Annotated in this window: 18 protein-coding genes; 7 read left to right on the top strand and 11 right to left on the bottom strand. The window is 68.0% G+C overall.

The window, feature by feature from the left end:
- Window positions 1-69 precede the first annotated feature (69 nt).
- Genes AC1DR7_RS04775 through AC1DR7_RS04760 form a run of 4 tightly spaced genes read right to left on the bottom strand, consistent with a single transcriptional unit; the run spans window position 70 to window position 2,950 of the window.
- Window positions 70-879, bottom strand: a complete 810-nt coding sequence (locus AC1DR7_RS04775; protein ID WP_457318567.1) for an N-formylglutamate amidohydrolase — start codon at window positions 877-879, stop codon at window positions 70-72.
- A complete protein-coding gene (locus tag AC1DR7_RS04770; RefSeq protein WP_457318566.1) occupies window positions 872-1,423 on the bottom strand; it encodes an NUDIX hydrolase in 552 nt (183 codons plus the stop codon). The genes AC1DR7_RS04775 and AC1DR7_RS04770 overlap by 8 nt, the downstream gene beginning before the upstream one ends.
- The gene (locus AC1DR7_RS04765) at window positions 1,420-2,373 is read right to left on the bottom strand and encodes a 5'-3' exonuclease (RefSeq protein ID WP_478076408.1); all 954 of its coding nucleotides are present in this window, start codon (window positions 2,371-2,373) and stop codon (window positions 1,420-1,422) included. The genes AC1DR7_RS04770 and AC1DR7_RS04765 overlap by 4 nt, the downstream gene beginning before the upstream one ends.
- 1 nt (window position 2,374) lies before the next feature.
- On the bottom strand, window positions 2,375-2,950 hold the full coding sequence (locus AC1DR7_RS04760) for a nitroreductase family protein (protein WP_457318564.1): 576 nt from the start codon (window positions 2,948-2,950) through the stop codon (window positions 2,375-2,377).
- 329 nt (window positions 2,951-3,279) lie between these two features.
- Here AC1DR7_RS04760 and AC1DR7_RS04755 point away from each other — a divergent pair, with 329 nt between their 5' ends.
- Both AC1DR7_RS04755 and AC1DR7_RS04750 read left to right on the top strand, forming a co-directional pair.
- A complete protein-coding gene (locus AC1DR7_RS04755; RefSeq protein ID WP_478051170.1) occupies window positions 3,280-5,589 on the top strand; it encodes a DUF1631 domain-containing protein in 2,310 nt (769 codons plus the stop codon).
- A 115-nt stretch (window positions 5,590-5,704) separates the two neighbouring features.
- Window positions 5,705-6,790, top strand: a complete 1,086-nt coding sequence (locus tag AC1DR7_RS04750) for an NAD(P) transhydrogenase subunit alpha (protein ID WP_457321061.1) — start codon at window positions 5,705-5,707, stop codon at window positions 6,788-6,790.
- A 224-nt stretch (window positions 6,791-7,014) separates the two neighbouring features.
- Here the strand turns inward: AC1DR7_RS04750 and AC1DR7_RS04745 are convergent, their stop codons facing one another.
- The 3 genes from AC1DR7_RS04745 to AC1DR7_RS04735 are packed head-to-tail and all read right to left on the bottom strand — an operon-like array spanning window position 7,015 to window position 8,320.
- Window positions 7,015-7,440, bottom strand: a complete 426-nt coding sequence (locus tag AC1DR7_RS04745) for a DUF3106 domain-containing protein (protein ID WP_256774984.1) — start codon at window positions 7,438-7,440, stop codon at window positions 7,015-7,017.
- Window positions 7,441-7,442: 2 nt separating this feature from the next.
- The gene (locus AC1DR7_RS04740) at window positions 7,443-7,778 is read right to left on the bottom strand and encodes a hypothetical protein (protein ID WP_457321064.1); all 336 of its coding nucleotides are present in this window, start codon (window positions 7,776-7,778) and stop codon (window positions 7,443-7,445) included.
- Window positions 7,775-8,320 (bottom strand): RNA polymerase sigma factor, encoded by a 546-nt coding sequence (locus AC1DR7_RS04735; RefSeq protein ID WP_457321066.1) that lies wholly within the window; start codon window positions 8,318-8,320, stop codon window positions 7,775-7,777. Before AC1DR7_RS04735 ends, AC1DR7_RS04740 begins: the two co-directional genes overlap by 4 nt.
- A gap of 146 nt (window positions 8,321-8,466) precedes the next feature.
- Between AC1DR7_RS04735 and AC1DR7_RS04730 the strand changes: the two genes are divergently transcribed.
- Window positions 8,467-8,775 carry an NAD(P) transhydrogenase subunit alpha part 2 gene (locus AC1DR7_RS04730; protein WP_019182396.1) on the top strand — a complete coding sequence of 103 codons (309 nt, stop codon included), beginning with the start codon at window positions 8,467-8,469 and terminating at the stop codon, window positions 8,773-8,775.
- Window positions 8,772-10,226, top strand: coding sequence for an NAD(P)(+) transhydrogenase (Re/Si-specific) subunit beta (locus tag AC1DR7_RS04725; RefSeq protein ID WP_457319527.1), 1,455 nt, complete (start codon window positions 8,772-8,774; stop codon window positions 10,224-10,226). The genes AC1DR7_RS04730 and AC1DR7_RS04725 overlap by 4 nt, the downstream gene beginning before the upstream one ends.
- Window positions 10,227-10,376: 150 nt before the next feature.
- Here AC1DR7_RS04725 and AC1DR7_RS04720 read toward each other — a convergent pair whose 3' ends face one another.
- Entirely contained in the window at window positions 10,377-10,796 is a 420-nt protein-coding gene (locus tag AC1DR7_RS04720; RefSeq protein ID WP_457319528.1) for a hypothetical protein, read from the bottom strand.
- Window positions 10,797-10,914: 118 nt separating this feature from the next.
- On the opposite strand from AC1DR7_RS04720, the gene sufT reads away from it, so the two are divergent.
- The 3 genes from sufT to AC1DR7_RS04705 all read left to right on the top strand — a co-directional run bounded on the left by sufT (window position 10,915) and on the right by AC1DR7_RS04705 (window position 14,972).
- Window positions 10,915-11,466: a putative Fe-S cluster assembly protein SufT gene (sufT, locus tag AC1DR7_RS04715; protein ID WP_019182393.1), complete on the top strand. Its 552-nt coding sequence runs from the start codon at window positions 10,915-10,917 to the stop codon at window positions 11,464-11,466.
- Window positions 11,467-11,526: 60 nt separating this feature from the next.
- Complete coding sequence (locus AC1DR7_RS04710) at window positions 11,527-12,624, top strand: branched-chain amino acid aminotransferase (RefSeq protein WP_478076407.1); 1,098 nt, start codon at window positions 11,527-11,529, stop codon at window positions 12,622-12,624.
- 602 nt (window positions 12,625-13,226) lie between these two features.
- Window positions 13,227-14,972, top strand: a complete 1,746-nt coding sequence (locus AC1DR7_RS04705; RefSeq protein WP_478051303.1) for a S8 family peptidase — start codon at window positions 13,227-13,229, stop codon at window positions 14,970-14,972.
- A gap of 496 nt (window positions 14,973-15,468) precedes the next feature.
- On the opposite strand, the gene AC1DR7_RS04700 is transcribed toward AC1DR7_RS04705, so the two are convergent.
- From AC1DR7_RS04700 to wrbA, 3 genes are all read right to left on the bottom strand, one after another.
- A complete protein-coding gene (locus tag AC1DR7_RS04700; RefSeq protein WP_256774991.1) occupies window positions 15,469-15,954 on the bottom strand; it encodes an asparaginase domain-containing protein in 486 nt (161 codons plus the stop codon).
- A 103-nt stretch (window positions 15,955-16,057) separates the two neighbouring features.
- On the bottom strand, window positions 16,058-16,393 hold the full coding sequence (locus AC1DR7_RS04695; RefSeq protein WP_457318516.1) for a DUF2069 domain-containing protein: 336 nt from the start codon (window positions 16,391-16,393) through the stop codon (window positions 16,058-16,060).
- Window positions 16,390-16,980, bottom strand: coding sequence for an NAD(P)H:quinone oxidoreductase (gene wrbA / locus AC1DR7_RS04690; RefSeq protein WP_256774993.1), 591 nt, complete (start codon window positions 16,978-16,980; stop codon window positions 16,390-16,392). Before wrbA ends, AC1DR7_RS04695 begins: the two co-directional genes overlap by 4 nt.
- Window positions 16,981-16,994: the final 14 nt, after the last annotated feature.

Below are 16,994 nucleotides of genomic sequence, written 5' to 3'. Positions count from 1 at the left end.
CCAACGGTCGGCTCTACCATGGCGGCGCCTGCGGTGTGGTGATCTCCGGTTGCCGGCCAACGGCCGGCATCACCCGCGCGCAAATGCTTCCAGCTGCGGCTGCAGCGCGGTGAAGATCCGCGCCAGTCGTTGCGCCCAGGCATGCTGGCCGGCGGCGTCTGCGATCAGGTCCTGGCGGATCTCCAGCTCCACATGCACCAGCCCGCGGCCTTCGCCATGCACCGGCACGGCGTAGTCGCTGGTGCTGCTCACCGCGTAGGGCTGGTTGTCGCCCACCACCAGGTCACCCTCATCGCGCAGCGCCTGCAGCAGGGCATGCGCACATCGCGTGTCGCGGTGGTACAGCACGCCCACATGCCAGGGCCGCGCGGCGTCATTCATCACCGGGGTGAAGCTGTGCATCAGCAGCAGCAGCGTTGGCCGGCCCTGCGCGTGGCGGGCGTCCAGCTCGGCGTCGATGCGGGCATGGTAGGGCGCGTGGATCGCGTCGATGCGCTGCTGCCGCTGCAGCGGTGACAGCGACTGGTTGCCGGGAACGACCGTGTGGTCGCTGATCGCCGGCATCAGCGTTGGCGATGCCAGCGGCCGGTTGCAGTCGATCACCAGCCGCGAGTAGGTCTGGGTGATCGCCCACGCATCGAGCAGGCGCGCCAGCGCGACGGTGACCCCGGCGATGCCGATGTCCCAGCCAATGTGGCGGTCCCGCTCGGCTTGTGCCAGGCCGAGGCCAGCCAGCGTGGCCGGGATCTGCTGGCCGGCGTGGTCGGCGATCAGCACGAACGGCGAACGTCCCTGTGGCCGATGCACGGTGAACGGTGGCGGATCGGAGGGCCCCAGCAGTGCACCGTGGGCCGTCTGATGGGGAGATGCATCAGCCACGCGGGGTTCCGTCCAGGTGGTGTTCGATCATCCACAACCCGGCCCACAGCTTGGCGTCCAGCTCGTAGCCCTCGCCGATTTTCTCCACCAGCCATGCGGCGGCGCGGGCGCGAGGTACCTCGTGCACGGTGATGTCCTCGCTGGCGTCGCCGCCGCCGTCGCCGATCTTGCGCAAACCGGTGGCGCGCACGAAGGCGATCTTCTCGCTGCTGGCACCGGAGGAGGTCGGGCCGATCATCAGTACTTCGGCGTGCGCGGCGGTCCAGCCGGTTTCTTCTTCCAGCTCGCGCACCGCCGAAACTTCGATCGACTCACCGGCATCGATGTCACCGACCAGCCCGGCCGGCATCTCGATGGTGCTGGCCTGCAGGGGGACGCGGAACTGTTCGACGAACAGCACGTTGTCCTCCGGGGTGACCGCGATGATGATCGCCGCCAGGCCGCCGGCATGGGTGCGTTCGCTGTATTCCCACGTGCCGCGCACGACCATGCGCTGGTACTTGCCTTCGTAGACGACCTTGGGTTCTTGGGTGTTGTGGCTCATGCGAACTCGCTGGCAACGGAAGGAGAGTCGGGCAGCCCGGCGGCGCTGAACAGCCGGCGCCGGGTCAGCGGGCCGAACCGCAGCRCATCGCACAGGCCCTGCAGCATCTGCGGGTCGGCGCTGCCGCGGCGGAAATCGGCATCGGCGCAGTCGAGCGGGGCATCCAGCGCGATGGTGGTCAGCTGGCGCCACAGCAGCGCGTGCTCGCGCTGTTCGCGCAGGCGCACGGCCATCTGCGCCGCGCCACGCAGGCGCAGGAACGGCACTTCGTCCAGCCGCTCGTACAATGTGTCCAAGCTGCCGAAATGGGCCAGCAGGACGGCAGCCGACTTGGTGCCGACGCCGGTCACGCCGGGGATGTTGTCCACGGCATCACCGCACAGCGCCAGGTAATCGGCCATCTGGTGCGCGTGCACGCCGTGGCGGGCCTTGACCCCGGCCATGCCCCAGCGCTGGTTGCGTGCGTAGTCCCACTGTTCGTCATGTTCGAACAGCAGCTGTGACAGGTCCTTGTCGGCGGAGATGATCACCCCGCGCATGCCGGCGTCGCGGCGCGCATGCAGGGCACTGCCGATCAGGTCGTCTGCCTCGTATTCGTGGTGGCCCAGTACGGCCAGGCCGAGCGCGGCGCACAGTGCCTTGCAGTGCGCGAACTGGCGGCGCAGGGCGTCCGGGGCCGGGTCGCGGTTGGCCTTGTAGGCGGTATACAGACGGTGCCGGAAACAGCTGTCCAGCGCCTCGTCGAAGGCGATGGCGATATGCTGCGGCCGCTCGCGTTCGAGCAGGTCCAGCAGGAAGCGCGCGAAACCATGCACCGCGTTGGTCGGCCAGCCCTGCTGGTCCTGGAACTCGTCGGGCATCGAATGCCAGGCGCGGAACACGTACAGGCTGGCATCGACCAGGTACAGCGGTGGCCGCGCAACGACGGCCGCAGGGGCAAGTGCGGACACCTCAGCCCACCCAGTCCTGCAGCAGCGCGGCCGGATCGGGGCGTTCGCGCTCCGGCGGCAGCAGCTTGGGGGTGCCGATATGGATGAAGCCGGCGATGCGCTCACCCTCGGCCAGGCCCAGGTGGGCGTGCACCGCCGGGTCGAAGGCCATCCATGCCGTCAGCCACTGCGCGCCGAAGCCCAGCGCCTGCGCGGCCTGCATCAGCGCAAAGCACACGCAACCGACGGTCATCAGCTGCTCCTGCTCGGGCACCTTGGGGTTGGGGCGGGGCTGGGCGATCACGGTGATGATCAGCGGGGCATGCGAAAAGCGCATCCGGTCCTTTTCGACTTGGGCATCGGAGGCCTGCGGGTCGCGGGCGCGGCTGCGCTCGGCCAGGAACGCCCCCAGACTGTGACGCGCGTCGCCGGCGATCTTCAGGAAACGGTAGGGCACCATCTTGCCGTGATCGGGCACGCGCACCGCCGAGGCCAGCATGCGCAGCAGCATCTCCGGGTCCGGCCCGGGCGCGCCCAGTTGCAGGGCCGGCACCGATCGGCGGGCGTCCAGGGCTTGCAGCGCAGGGGAGTCGGGCATGATTTCTCGATCAGATGGGCGGTGCGCCCAGTATAGTCGCGGCAGTTTGTGACGCGGCTTTGGGCCTTCTCTGATCGATTTGCGACGAAGCGTGATGAACATCACTTAATGAGTGGCATTCCTTCACATGGCTGTACTCGCTTCCCGTCGGCGCTGGCCGTACGATACAAGGCCTGCCGGCACCCGGTCATGAGGTTCAACGTGCGGACTGTTTCACCGTCCCTGACCGGTCGGCCGACCTGCCATCCGGATGCAGGTGCCTGGGGGGCACCGGTATCCATCGTTTCCATGCTGCATTCTGTGCCTGCGAGGGTGGGGAGCCTTTTCGCATGATCGCCACGCCCAATGCATTGGGGCAGCCGGGTCGCGACCCGGCGCTGTTGAAGCAGGCCCGCGAGGCAGTGCTGCCCGCGTTGACCGAGTCGTTCGCGACCGTGCTGGCCCGTTTCGACGACGTGTTGTTCGACCGTGCCGGCACCGCTGGCGCGTCGCAGCTGCTGTTCCTGGACGGGATGCGCGAACTGCGCCGCCGCCGCGAGGACATCGTGCGCGGGTTCCGTGGCCACCTCGACGAGGCCTGGGATGCGCTTGATCGTGGCCAGCCGGCCTCGGCCGAGGCGACCCTGGCCGGACAGATCGAAGATGGGCTGAGCCTGGTGCCCGAACACGTGCTGGAGTCGCGGTTGGCGGTGCGCAATTTCGCCACCGTGCTGCTGCGCGACTGGAAGCCGGTGCTGGGACGGCTCGATCGCCGCCTGGGCTGGATCGCCGGTGGCCTGGACATCAATCCCGACAGCAACCCGATCAGCCCCGAGCATATCGGCGTAGCCATCCATGAGGCGTTTGCCGACTGCGAGCTGGCCCCGGAAGTGCGGCTGGTGCTGATCAAGCTGTGCGAACGCGACCTGCACGCCACGATCGGCAAGCGTTATGAAGCGCTGGACGAGCTGCTGGCCGCCGCCGGGGTCATGCCGCAGATGTCGACCCCGCGCCGTCCTGCCGCACGCGCGCCAGCGCCGCGCCATGAACTGGACGAACTGGTCGATGCGCTGGATGCCGAATCGCTGGCCGGCAACGACGATGCGGCGGCGCCTGCCTGGGCGCAACGCTTCGCCGATCGCTGGGCCGAAAGCCGCGGCCGCATGCAGTCCGCGCAGGCCGGCCCGGCGCCGGGCCCCGCCGGCGAAGGCATGAGCAACAACCAGGGCATGCTGCTCGAAGCCCTGCACGAACTGCTGCAACAGACCCGCCACGTGCGCGAGGACGCCACCTCGGCGGCCAGCGTCGCCGTGGGCCAGCAGCGTCCGCTCAGCCAGCGCGAAATGATGTCGGTGCTGTCGCTGCTGCAGGCCACCCCGAGCGCGACCCTGCGCGCGGCGATCGGCGAAGACGGTGAATCGCTGGCCCAGCGGTTGAAGAGCGAAGTGCTGTCCGGTGCCACCCGCCTTGGCGTGGATCCGTCGCAGGCGCGGCTGGATCCGCAGGACGAGGATGCGATCGATCTGGTCGGCATGCTGTTCGATGTAATGCTGGACGAACGCGACCTGGAGGGCCGCTCGCGCGAGCTGATCGGCCGGTTGGTGGTGCCGTTCGTCAAGGTGGCCATGCTCGACCGACGCATGTTCGTGCAGAAGACCCATCCGGCGCGCAAGCTGCTCAACTCGCTGGCCGAGGCCTGCGAAGGCAACACCGGCGAAAGCCAGGCCGAGCGCGTGCTGATGGGCAAGGTCGAGGAGATCATCGAGCGCCTGGTGGCCGAGTTCAATGAGAACCTGGCGATCTTCCTGACCCTGGAAGAAGAATTCCGCGATTTCCTCGCCCAGCACCGGCGCCGGATCGAGATCGCCGAGCGCCGCGCCGCTGAAACCCAGCGCGGCCAGGAAAAGCTGGAGATGGCGCGCAGCCGTTCGGCCGCCGAGCTGGACCGGCGCATCGCCGATGCGACGCTGCCACAGGCCATCGGCGAATTCCTGCGTCAGCCGTGGCAGCACCACCTGACCCTGAGCGTGCTGCGCGAGGGCGAAGACGGCGCATCGGTCGGCGAGGCGCTGGCACTGGCTGACGGCTTGCTGGAAGAAGTGGCCGAGGCGCGCCGGCAGATTGTCGGCAAGCCTTGGCTGCAGGCCTGGCACGCGTCGCTGCGCAAGGTGTTTGCCAGTGTCGGCGTGCATGCCGATGCGGCCACCGGCGCGATCGATGCGCTGCACGACACCCTGCAGGGCATCGCCGAATCGCGCCCGGAACTGGAGCGCGCGCTGCCCGAATTGCCGCAGGTGGCGTTGCCCACCCCCCCGGTGCAGGAAACCGCTGCCGTCGAGCTGGGCAGCAAGGTGGACGTCAGCGATTTCGACAACGCCGATGCGGACCGTTTCCGCGGCCTGGAGATCGGCACGTGGCTGGACTTCGTGGACAAGGACGGCAAGGTGCAGGCCGGCAAGCTGTCCTGGGTGAGTCCGATTTCCTCGCGCCTGCTGTTCGTCAATCGTCGTGGCGTGCGCTTCTGCGTGGCCTCGCCGGAAGAACTTGCGGTGATGGTGCGGCTGGGCCGCCTGCGCGCGCATATCGACGATGGTGCCTTCGACAGCGCCATGCAGGGCGTGATCGACCGGCTGGACAACAAGAACGCCACCGTGCATTGAGCCGGTAGCACCGGGCCCTGCCCGGCGGCAGTGCGCCAACGACCTGAGGCGGCAGGCGTCCATGCCGCGATCAGGTTACGATCCCCCCACACTCTGCTGATCGTCGGGGACATGCATGGCTGTCGATGTGCTGGTGGTACGGGAACGCGCGCCGGGCGAGCGACGCGTGGCGATGACGCCGGAGACGGCGCGCAAGCTGGCCGCCCTGGGCGCGACGGTGTGGTTCGAGCCCGCGGCCGGACAGGCGGCGGGTTTTCCTGACCAGGCCTATCTGGACGTCGGCGCGCAGTTGGCCGACGACGCGCGCCTGGCCGTGGCCGACATCGTGTTGTGCGTGCAGCCGCCGGACAACGTGCGGCTGGGCCAGCTCAAATCCGGCGCCAGCCTGGTCGGCATGCTGCACCCGCAGGCCGATGCCGAACGCGCCGGGTTGATCCAGTCGCGGGGGCTGCAGGCCTTCCCGCTGGAACGCCTGCCGCGCACCACCCGCGCCCAATCAATGGACGTGCTCAGTTCTCAGGCCGGCATGGCCGGCTACAAGGCCACGCTGATCGCCGCGCAGCGCGCACCGCGCTTCTTCCCGATGCTGACCACTGCGGCCGGCACCATTCGTCCGTCGCGGGTGCTGGTCGTCGGTGCCGGCGTGGCCGGGCTGCAGGCGATCGCCACCGCGCGCCGGTTGGGCGCCCAGGTGGAGGGCTTCGATGTGCGGCCGGAGACCCGTGAGCAGATCGAATCGCTGGGTGGCAAGTTCCTCGACCTGGGCGTGAGCGCGGTCGGTGAGGGCGGTTACGCGCGGCCGCTGACCGAGGAGGAGCGCGCCGAGCAGCAGCGTCGTCTCGGCGAGCACCTGCGGCTGGTCGATGTGGTGATCTGCACCGCAGCGGTGCCCGGGCGCCCGGCGCCGAAGATCGTCACCACCGCGATGGTGCAGGGCATGAAGCCAGGCAGCGTGATCGTCGACCTGGCGGCCGAGACCGGCGGCAACTGCGAGGCAACCCGGCCCGGTGAGGTGGTGGATGTCGACGGGGTGACCGTCGATGGGCCGCTCGACCTGGCCAGCCTCGGTGCGGTGCACGCCAGCGAGATGTATGCGCGCAACGTCTACAACTTCGTGGCGCTGTTCCTCAAGGACGGGGCGATTGGTTTCGACTGGGACGACGAGCTGTTGGCCAAGACCCGCTGGATAGCCGGCGGCTGAGGCGAACAGCAGCCACGCATGGCGTGGCTCTACCCAGCCATCCCGCAACCCGGTAGAGCCACCCCATGGGTGGCTGCCCGCGATACCAGACCGAAAAGCAGCCACGCATGGCGTGGCTTTACCCAGTCATCCCGCAACCCGGTAGAGCCACCCCATGGGTGGCTGCCCGCGATGCCAGACCAAAAAGCAGCCACGCACAGCGTGGCTCCACCCGAGACGCGCCCTCAGCGCTTCGGCGGCGGCGCGTCTTTGACCGGATTGGCCTTGAGCCACTCCTGGCGCTGCTCGGGGGTCATCTTCGACCAGCGTTCGCGCAGGTCGTCGCGCTGGGCCGGGCTCAGCTCGCGCATCTGCGCGAACAGCGCACGGGCCTGCTCGCGCTGTTCCGGGTTCATGTTCTCGAAGCGGTGCCGACCGCGCCGGGCCAGCTCGCGCTGCTCGGGGGTCATGCTTTGCCAGCGCTGGCCGTGCTGCAGCATGCGCTCGCGCTGTGGCGGCGATGCATCGTTCCAGCGGTCGCGGACCGGCGCGATCAGCGCCTCGCGTTGCTGCGGGGTCAGCCGCTCCCAGTCGGGCAGGGTCGGGCTCTGCGCCCCGGCCGCCGCGCTCGCGCACAGCAGCAGCAACGCCAGGATCAGTCGCGGTGTCATGTTCACTCCATTGCCAGGTCGGTCGTGCCCAGCCACACGTACAGGTCGGGATTCTCGTCGAGCACATCGCTGCTGTCATCCACCGTGCTCGTCACCGGCGGTGCGGCCGGTGTGGTTGGCGGGTTGACGGTGAAACTGTAACCCAGCGCCAGCGCAGCCACGGCCGAGCAGGCAGTAGCCATCCACCAGCCATGCACGCGCCCACGCCGTGGCGCAGCGGCCTGGCGGTCGCGGCGCAGCCGCGCCAGCGTGGCCGGCGACAGCTGCTGCAGGGCCTGCGCATGCAACGCGCGCAGGGCGGTGTCATCGAGGACGGGTGGGGTGACGGGGCGGCTCACAGTTCGATCTCCAGGTGCTGCTGCAGCGCCTGCCGGGCGCGCGAAAGATGGGTTTTGACCGCGCCTTCGCTGCAGCCCATGGCCTTGGCGGTGGAGGCGCCGTCCAGCTGTTGCAGTACGCGAAGGGTAAAGGCCTCGCGCTGGCGCGCAGGCAGTTCGCGCAGTGCCGCCACCAGCTGCGCGTACTGTTGACGCTGTTCGTGGGCCTGCGCCGGGCCGGGCGCCGAATCGGCCCAGTCGATGTCATGGTCGCCGCCTTCCTCGTCGCTGCTGCGCCAGAAGCGCAGGCGGAAGCCGCGTCGGCGCTGCAGGTCCACCACGCGTCGGCGCAGGATGCTCCAGAACAGCGGCGCCCACTCGGCGGCCGGCTTGTCCTGGTAGGACAACATGCGCAGCATCGCGTCCTGCACCGCATCCAACGCATCGTCGCGCTGGCGCAGGCCAGCCTCGGCGAAACGGAACGCGCGCGGGCCGATCCCGGCCAGGAACGCATCCAGCGACACCGGCAGCGCGGCGTCGGCCTGGTCGGGCAGTGTCTGCAAGGTAGGGCTCACCAGCACAGGGTAGCGCTCGCGCAGGGGGATACCGTGAGAACGCCCCAGCGCCCGATCGGTTGACCGGCCTGCAGATCGGTTCAGCGCATGGTTATGATGGGGGGACGGGAAGACCGCCTGGGAGACAGACTGCAATGAGCGACGGGTTCGTGGCGTTGTACATCTTCATGCTGGCCGCGATTGCCGGCCACGTGATCATTTCGCGGGTGCCGGTGATCCTGCATACCCCTTTGATGTCCGGGTCCAACTTCATCCACGGCATCGTGCTGATCGGCGCGATGGTCGTGCTGGGCCATGCGCAGACGCCGCTGGAGAAGATCATCGGTTTCATCGCGGTGGTCCTGGGCGCAGGCAATGCGGCCGGTGGCTACGTGGTGACCGAACGCATGCTGGACATGTTCAAGCCCAGCGCCAAGCGCGACGCCGGGGAGAAGGCGCCTTGAACGTGACCACCGCGCAACTGCTGCAGTGGCTGGTGCAGGCGAGTTACCTGGTGGCCGCCACCCTGTTCCTGCTCGGCCTGCAGCGCATGGCCTCGCCGATGACCGCGCGCAGCGGGATCCGCTGGGCCGGGTTGGGCATGCTGATCGCTACGGTGGCCACCTTCTTCCTGCCAGAACTGCACAACATCCCGCTGATCCTGGCGGCGGTGGCCATCGGCACGGGCGTAGCCTGGTGGTCGGCCAAGCGCGTGGCGATCACCGACATGCCGCAGATGGTAGCGCTGTACAACGGCATGGGCGGTGGTTCGGCCGCGGCGATCGGCGCGGTGGAACTGCTGCGCTTCTCGTTCCTGGCCAACCGCGATACCACCCATTGGAGCGAGCAGGCGCTGGCCGACCTGGCCGCGCGCCAGCCGTCGGCAACCGTGCTGGCGCTGGCGGTGATCGGTTCGGCGATCGGCGCGGTGTCGCTGTCCGGCTCGATCATTGCCTGGGCCAAGCTCGACGGCCGACTCGACCGGCGGGTGACCTTCCCCGGGCAGCAGGCATTCAATCTGCTGGTTGCCCTGGCGATGGTGGTGCTGGGCATCTGGGCGGCTGTCACCCTGAGCCCGGTGGCGATCGTCAGCTTCTTCGTGGTCGCCCTCGCACTGGGCGTGTTGATGACGCTGCCGATCGGCGGTGCCGACATGCCGGTGGTGATCTCGCTGTACAACGCCTTCACCGGCCTGGCGGTGGCCTTTGAAGGCTACGTGCTGGGCAACGAGGCCCTGATCATCGCCGGCATGATGGTCGGCGCGGCCGGCATCCTGCTCACCCGGTTGATGGCCAAGGCGATGAACCGGCCGATCAGCGGGGTCCTGTTCTCCAACTTCGGCGGCGGTGGCGTGGCGCAGGAAATCAGCGGGGCGCAGAAGCCGATCGAGGCCAGCGACGTGGCCGCGATGCTGGCCTTCGCCGAGCGCGTGGTGATCGTGCCCGGCTACGGCATGGCCGTGGCCCAGGCCCAGCACAAGGTATGGGAACTGGCGCAGCGCCTGATCGATCGCGGTATCAAGGTGAAGTTCGCCATCCACCCGGTGGCCGGGCGCATGCCCGGGCACATGAACGTGCTGCTGGCCGAAGCCGGCGTGCCTTACGATCTGATCGCCGACATGGACGACATCAACCCCGAGTTCCCCAACACCGACGTGGTGCTGGTGATCGGCGCCAACGATGTGGTCAACCCGGTCGCACGCACCGATCCGGCCAGCCCGATCTACGGGATGCCGATCCTGGACGTGGTCAACGCGCGCAATGTGGTGGTGATCAAGCGCGGCAAGGGCACCGGTTTTGCCGGTATCGAAAATGCGCTGTTCTACGCCGACAACGCCCGCATGCTGTACGGCGATGGTGCCGGCGCAGCCAGCGCGCTGGTCAGCGAATTGAAGGCGCTCGACGGCGGGCATTGAAGCAACATCGCGTAGTGCCGGCCGCTGGCCGGCATCCCCACGATGCGTGAATACCAACGCGTTTCCGTCCAGACGTCAGGAAGAGCCGGCCAGCGGCCGSCACGACCGATGCATGCAAAGGCATGCGGCGACAGCGCGCATGCAGGGCGGCTACTTCGCCACCCACCACCCAACCACCAGGGCCACGCCCAGCCACAGCCATTCGGCTGCGCCATTGGCCAAGCCGAGCAGGGTCCAGGCCATGAACGGGCCCATCCGCAACGCTGAATCCCACGGATTGAGGCCCATCGAGCCGCCCAGGTAGGCCGAGGCGATGCCCCAGTTGGCCGCCAGCGCAACCAGCAGGGTCGCCAGCAGGGTCACCACCACCCGCGCCGGGCCGGGGCGAAAGGTGCCCAGGCGCAGCATGAAGGCGATATCCAAGGCCGCCAGCACGGCCATCCAGCCGGCCTGGCGGCCGCTGAGCAGGGCGATGAACAACCAGGCCAACGTGGCCGTGACGACACCAAGCAGCAACATCGGGGGCCAGAGCCAGTGGCGGCTCCGGACAGGCACGGACGTGGGCGACATGCAATCTTCCTGTAAGTGCCCACAGGATACCGGCTTGCGGGGTGACCGGCGCGTGGGCGGCCACTGGGCTAAAATGGTCGCCTTGCGGGAATTGGCCGCGACCCCCATATCGATCCACATGTATTCCCGTAGCAGTGAACCTGTCCACTTCGAACGCGACTGCGAGGCCGTCATGGTCCCGCAGGGCGAAACGGTCACGCTGCCCGCCGGCAGCTATGGCTACATCACCCAGGCCCTGGGTGGGAGCTATACCGTATTTGTCGAAGGCAATCTGTTCCGCATTGCCGGCAAGGATGGCGATGCCATCGGCAAGGAAGCGCCCCCTGCGCTGGAACTGCCCGCCGATGCCTCCGACGAGGAGGTCGAAAAACTGGTGTGGCAGCAGCTGCGCACCTGCTTCGACCCGGAGATTCCGTTCAACATCGTCGACCTGGGCCTGGTCTATGAAGTGGACCTCAAGCACCTGGACGATGGCCAGCGCGAGGTCGATATCAAGATGACCCTCACCGCGCCCGGCTGCGGCATGGGCGAGATCCTGGTGGACGATGTGCGCAGCAAGCTGGAAATGATTCCGACGGTGGCCGAGGCCGACGTCGAGCTGGTGTTCGACCCGCCGTGGGGCCGTCACATGATGTCCGAGGCCGCCCGGCTCGAAACCGGCATGCTGTAACCGCCTGCCGCCGCGCCTGCGGTGGAAGGCGTTCCCCGTAACCAGAACAGGAAATATCCGGTGTCCCAGTCTTCCGTGAGCTTCAACACCACCCGTTCCGCCACCCCGCGCAGCAGCGAGGAGCGTGAGCGCATCCTGGCCGCCCCCGGTTTTGGTCTGCACTTCACCGACCACATGGTGGAAGTGCGGTGGGACAAGGACACCGGCTGGCACGATGCCGTGGTGCGCCCGTATGGCCCGCTGCAGCTGGACCCGGCCGCCGCGGTGCTGCATTACGGCCAGGAAATCTTCGAAGGCATCAAGGCCTACCGCCACGCCGACGGCTCGATCTGGACCTTCCGCCCGGAGGCCAACGGCCGCCGCCTGCAGCGTTCGGCCCAGCGCCTGGCGCTGCCGGAACTGCCGGTCGACAYCTTCGTCGAATCGCTCAAGCAGATGATTGCGGTGGACGCCAGCTGGGTGCCGTCGGCCGACGAATCCAGCCTGTACTTCCGCCCCTTCATGATCGGCGATGAAGCCTTCCTCGGCGTGCGCGGCGCGCACAAGGCCGGCTACTACGTGATCGCCAGTCCGGCCGGCCCGTACTTCGCCAAGGGCGTGGCCCCGGTGTCGATCTGGCTGTCCACCGAATATGCACGCGCGGGCAAGGGCGGTACCGGCGCGGCCAAGTGCGGTGGCAACTACGCCGCCTCGCTGCTGCCGCAGCAGAAGGCGCAGGCGCAGGGCTGCTCGCAGGTGCTGTTCCTGGATCCGGTGGAGGGCAAGTACCTGGAAGAACTGGGTGGCATGAACGTGTTCCTGGTCTACAAGGACGGCACCCTGGTGACCCCGTCGCTGTCGGGCAGCATCCTGGAAGGCATCACCCGCGAGAGCATCCTGCAGCTGGCGCGCGACCGCGGCATGAAGGTCGAAGAGCGCAAGGTCACCCTTGATGAGTGGAAGGACGGCGTGACCTCCGGCGAGATCGTGGAAGCGTTCGCCTGCGGCACCGCTGCGGTGGTCACCCCGATCGGCCAGCTCAAGGGCGAAGACTTCTCGGTGGGCGACATCACCGCCCCGGCCGGCGAAGTGACGCTGTCGCTGCGCAAGGAACTGACCGACATCCAGTACGGTCGCCTGCCGGACCGTCACGGCTGGCTGGTGCGCCTGGACGCGTAAGCGCCGCCGCGCGGCTGCCGTACTGAAAACCCGCCTGGCGACAGGCGGGTTTTTTCATGGGCGGTCAAACAATCATCCGGCCATCCGCTGGCCACCGGCGGGCTTTTTCATGGCCGCACCAACCCGTTCCTGCGCGCAAGTAGCGCCGGCCGTTGGCCGGCTCCTCATGGCCCCCGGCACCGTCAGCCACGGTCAGCGCGAGCAGCGGCCAACGGCCGGCACCAGATCGGCAGATCGGCACGTTGTCCAGCGGTGGTAACGACGTGCAGGCCCCGGCGCGCAAGGCTTGTCCGCGAATTGACGGTCAAGACAGCTGAAATGGACATGTGATGACGTTTCCTGACCGTTCGTCAGGCGGAGAGTTCCTTCACTTTCACAAACCCTCGACCCGAAAAGTCTCAGATCCGACATTTCATGTTCCTGAAGTGCGGCTGAAACATTGTTGAATGCGCACCGAGCCACTAGCGTCGCGATGGGCGGTTTGATTCAGGGGAACCGATCCAACACCTGGTCCGATCCGCGCCATCGACTTCAGCAGCCCCCGGGTCGGGACTGGACATTCAGCCGCGTTCGCGGCACCCACTGTCTGAAAGGGAAATCCGATGTCTCATGATTCGCAACCCCGTTTGCGTCAACGTGCATTGGTTGTACTGGGCGCGTCCGTCCTCTCCACCCTGCTGCTGGCCGCCCCGGCGTTCGCCGGCGACGTGCACCTGAGCGGCCTGTCGCCTGAGACGAAGCAGGAGCGCTTCATCGTCGGCTGGAAACCGGGCAGCCAGTTGGCAGCCACCCCGACGGCACTGGCCAGCTCGCTGAAAGCGGCCGCATTGGCTGTCCCGGCCTCGCAGGGCCGCGCGCTGGGCGTGCAGACGCTGCGCCAGCTGGCCATCGGCCCGACCGTGGTCAAGGCCGACCGTCCGCTGGATGCGGCCGAGGCCGAACTGCTGATGCGCCGCCTCGCCGCCGACCCGAACGTGGCCTATGTCGAAGTCGATCAGTTGATGCACGCCACCCTGGTACCCAACGACACCCGCCTGTCCGAGCAGTGGGGCTTTGGCACCAGCAACGCCTCGATCAACGTGCGCCCGGCGTGGGACAAGGCGACCGGCACCGGCGTGGTCCTGGCGGTGATCGATACCGGCATCACCAACCACCCCGATCTCAACGCCAATATCCTGCCCGGCTACGACTTCATCAGCGACGCGGCGATGGCGCGCGATGGCGGTGGCCGCGACAACAATCCCAACGATGAAGGCGACTGGTACGGCGCCAACGAGTGCGGTTCGGGCATCCCGGCCTCCAACTCGAGCTGGCACGGTACCCACGTGGCCGGCACCATCGCGGCGGTGACCAACAACAGTACCGGCGTGGCCGGTACTGCGTTCAATGCCAAGATCGTGCCGGTGCGCGTGCTCGGCAAGTGCGGTGGTTACACCTCCGACATCGCCGATGCCATCGTGTGGGCTTCCGGCGGCACCGTCAGCGGCGTGCCGGCCAATGCCAACCCGGCCGAAGTGATCAACATGTCCCTCGGCGGCAGCGGTACCTGCTCGACCACCTACCAGAACGCCATCAACGGCGCGGTCTCGCGCGGCACGACCGTGGTGGTGGCCGCCGGTAACAGCAACGCCAACGTGTCCACCTCGGTGCCGGCCAACTGCGCCAACGTGATCGCGGTTGCCGCGACGACGTCGGCCGGCGCCCGCGCCAGCTTCTCCAACTACGGCGCAGGCATCGATATCTCGGCCCCGGGCCAGGCGATCCTGTCCACCCTCAACAGCGGCACCACGGTGCCGGGCACGGCGTCCTACGCGTCCTACAACGGCACGTCGATGGCGGCGCCGCACGTGGCCGGCGTGGTCGCGCTGGTGCAGTCGGTGGCCCCGACCGCGCTCACGCCGGCGGCGATCGAGACGCTGCTGAAGAACACCGCACGGGCCCTGCCGGGCGCATGCAGCGGCGGTTGCGGTGCGGGCATCGTGGACGCCGACGCGGCGGTCACGGCGGCACTGGGCGGGACCAACCCGAACCCGGGCACCGGTACGGTGCTGCAGAACAATGTGCCGGTCAGCGGCCTGGGTGCCGCCAGCGGCGCATCGCTGGCCTACACGGTGACGGTGCCGTCGGGCAGTTCGCAGCTGAAGGTGAGCATCGCCGGCGGTAGCGGTGACGCCGATCTGTACGTGCGTTCGGGCAGCGCTCCGACCGACACGGTCTACAACTGCCGCCCGTACCTGAGCGGCAACAACGAAACCTGCACGATCACTTCACCGGCGGCCGGTACCTGGCACGTGCGGGTGAAGGGCTATTCGACCTTCTCCGGGGTCACCCTGACCGCGCAGTACTGAGCCCAGATCCCTCTCCAATGGGCACGCCCCGGTTTCGGCCGGGGCGTCTTTTTTGGATTTTCTTTTAGAAGCCAAAAGCTAGAAGCCGAAGCAGGAACAACGGCCGCGAGTTCGTGCCTGCTCTGGCTTGGGCGGGTACGGGTGGCGTTGCGGGACACGCCGCAAGTACGTCCCTGTAGGCTCGCATGCGCCATCCATGGCGCATGACGGTCCTGCAACGCCACCCGTACCCACCCTTTGACAGTGGGCTGGTGCGCAATGAAAGAGCGGAAGCGGGAAGACGGAAGCGGCGGCGCTGGCGTTGTTTTGCCCGCAGCGCTTTTCCACGGCTACCAGCCAACTGTCGAGGGTGGGGGGTGAGGTTGCGGGACCGTCGTGCGCCATGGATGGCGCACGCGAGCCTCCAGGGACGGATTTACGGCGTGTCCCGCAATCTCACACACCCCCGCCCAGCCCAGTACGCTCGAGGAGTGCGGCTTCTAGAAGTCCCAGCCGATCAGGCTTCCTCAAACCGATTGGCGGCCACGTTCTTTCGCACGTGTTCGGGATTCCAGATGCGCCCGTTCATGGCGATGTAGACGCCGCTGGCCAGCGACTGTACCGCGCCGATCGCGCAGCCGATGTTGAATTCCGCGTCTGAACCACGGAAGCGCGCCGGGCTCAACGCACCGGTCATCACGATGGTCTTGTCGGCGATGGTCTTGAGCACCTGGCCGGTCTGCACCATCGAATCGGTCCCGTGCGTCACCAGCACGTGACGGGTCGGCTGCGCGGCGATGGTGGCGCGGATCAACTCGCGGTCGTCATCGGTGATGTGCAGCGAATCCTTGCGCAGAATCGGAATCACGTTGAAGCGGAAGGTCACGCCCAGCTCGCGCAGGATCATCCCGATCTGCGGATCGCCGATCTGGTAATCCGACTTGTCGTCGAAGTAGATCTTGTCGATCGTGCCACCGGTGGTGATGATCAGTAGTTCTTCCATTGCGGGCATCCTGGATAGCGGTCAGAACCGCGCGGGCAACCCGCGCCGGGATGCAGATGATACGACCGCCAGCGCCGCCTCGCAGCCGTGGCGACGGGCGCGTTCAGCGCTTGCCGAAGCGCCGGCGCAGCCCGGGCGTGCTCGCCACGCCGATCACTGCCAGCGCCAGCAGCAGCTCGGCCCAGGCCCAGCCGGCCGTTTCCCGGTGGCTCCAGGCGCTCATCACCCCGTGGCTGAACCAGAACAGCGCCAGCACGCCCGCCCAGAAGGCGGCCTTGCCGCGCCGCAGCCATACCCCGAGGGCCAGCAGCAGCGGCGGCAGGGTGAACACCAGCAGCGTGGCCAGCCAGTGCTTGTCGTGGGCGAACCACAGCGCATACAGCGCCGCCAGCGCGACCAGCAGCAGCGCCAGCGTCGCGTCCTGCGCGCGGCCCTTCATGCCAGCCGCCGCGCGATGTCGGCAACCCGTCGGCCCAGCGCCCGCGCCAGGATCGCCTCATCCTCGCTCGGCACCGGATTGTCATCGGCACCGGCCACATGGCTGGCGCCATACGGCGTGCCGCCGGTAGTGGTGTGGCTCAACGCGGGCTCGGTGAACGGAATGCCCACGATCAGGCAGCCGTGGTGCAGCAGCGGCACCTGCATCGACAGCAGGGTCGATTCCTGGCCGCCGTGCAGCGAAGCGGTCGAGGTGAATACCGCCGCCGGCTTGCCGGCCAGGGTGCCATTGACCCATTCGGCGCCCAGACCATCCAGGAAATGCTTGACCGGCGCGGCCATGTTGCCGAAGCGGGTGGGGCTGCCCAGGATCAGGCCGTCGCATTCGGCAAGATCGCTGATGTCCACGTACGGGGCGCCGTCTTCGGGCACCGGCGGGCGGGCGGTCTGCGTCACCGCGGCCACCTGCGGCACCGTGCGCAGCCGCGCGCTCATGCCGGGCACCTCGCCGATGCCACGCGCGATCTGGCGGGCCAGCCGGGCCACCGAACCGCCGCGGCTGTAATACAGCACCAGGATTTCCGCCATCGCGCTTCACTCAT

The sequence above is a fragment of the Stenotrophomonas sp. P5_A9 genome, assembly GCF_056400525.1.
This window is presented reverse-complemented; position numbering and strand designations above follow the sequence as displayed.

What these genes read in the sequence shown, in the direction of transcription:
- AC1DR7_RS04700 (WP_256774991.1), bottom strand. Translation starts at nt 15,954, where the DNA reads ATGGAAGAACTACTGATCATCACCACCGGTGGCACGATCGACAAGATC.
- AC1DR7_RS04745 (WP_256774984.1), bottom strand. Translation starts at nt 7,440, where the DNA reads ATGACACCGCGACTGATCCTGGCGTTGCTGCTGCTGTGCGCGAGCGCG.
- AC1DR7_RS04695 (WP_457318516.1), bottom strand. Translation starts at nt 16,393, where the DNA reads ATGAAGGGCCGCGCGCAGGACGCGACGCTGGCGCTGCTGCTGGTCGCG.
- wrbA (WP_256774993.1), bottom strand. Translation starts at nt 16,980, where the DNA reads ATGGCGGAAATCCTGGTGCTGTATTACAGCCGCGGCGGTTCGGTGGCC.
- AC1DR7_RS04770 (WP_457318566.1), bottom strand. Translation starts at nt 1,423, where the DNA reads ATGAGCCACAACACCCAAGAACCCAAGGTCGTCTACGAAGGCAAGTAC.
- AC1DR7_RS04760 (WP_457318564.1), bottom strand. Translation starts at nt 2,950, where the DNA reads ATGCCCGACTCCCCTGCGCTGCAAGCCCTGGACGCCCGCCGATCGGTG.
- AC1DR7_RS04750 (WP_457321061.1), top strand. Translation starts at nt 5,705, where the DNA reads ATGGCTGTCGATGTGCTGGTGGTACGGGAACGCGCGCCGGGCGAGCGA.
- AC1DR7_RS04720 (WP_457319528.1), bottom strand. Translation starts at nt 10,796, where the DNA reads ATGTCGCCCACGTCCGTGCCTGTCCGGAGCCGCCACTGGCTCTGGCCC.
- sufT (WP_019182393.1), top strand. Translation starts at nt 10,915, where the DNA reads ATGTATTCCCGTAGCAGTGAACCTGTCCACTTCGAACGCGACTGCGAG.
- AC1DR7_RS04705 (WP_478051303.1), top strand. Translation starts at nt 13,227, where the DNA reads ATGTCTCATGATTCGCAACCCCGTTTGCGTCAACGTGCATTGGTTGTA.
- AC1DR7_RS04755 (WP_478051170.1), top strand. Translation starts at nt 3,280, where the DNA reads ATGATCGCCACGCCCAATGCATTGGGGCAGCCGGGTCGCGACCCGGCG.
- AC1DR7_RS04730 (WP_019182396.1), top strand. Translation starts at nt 8,467, where the DNA reads ATGAGCGACGGGTTCGTGGCGTTGTACATCTTCATGCTGGCCGCGATT.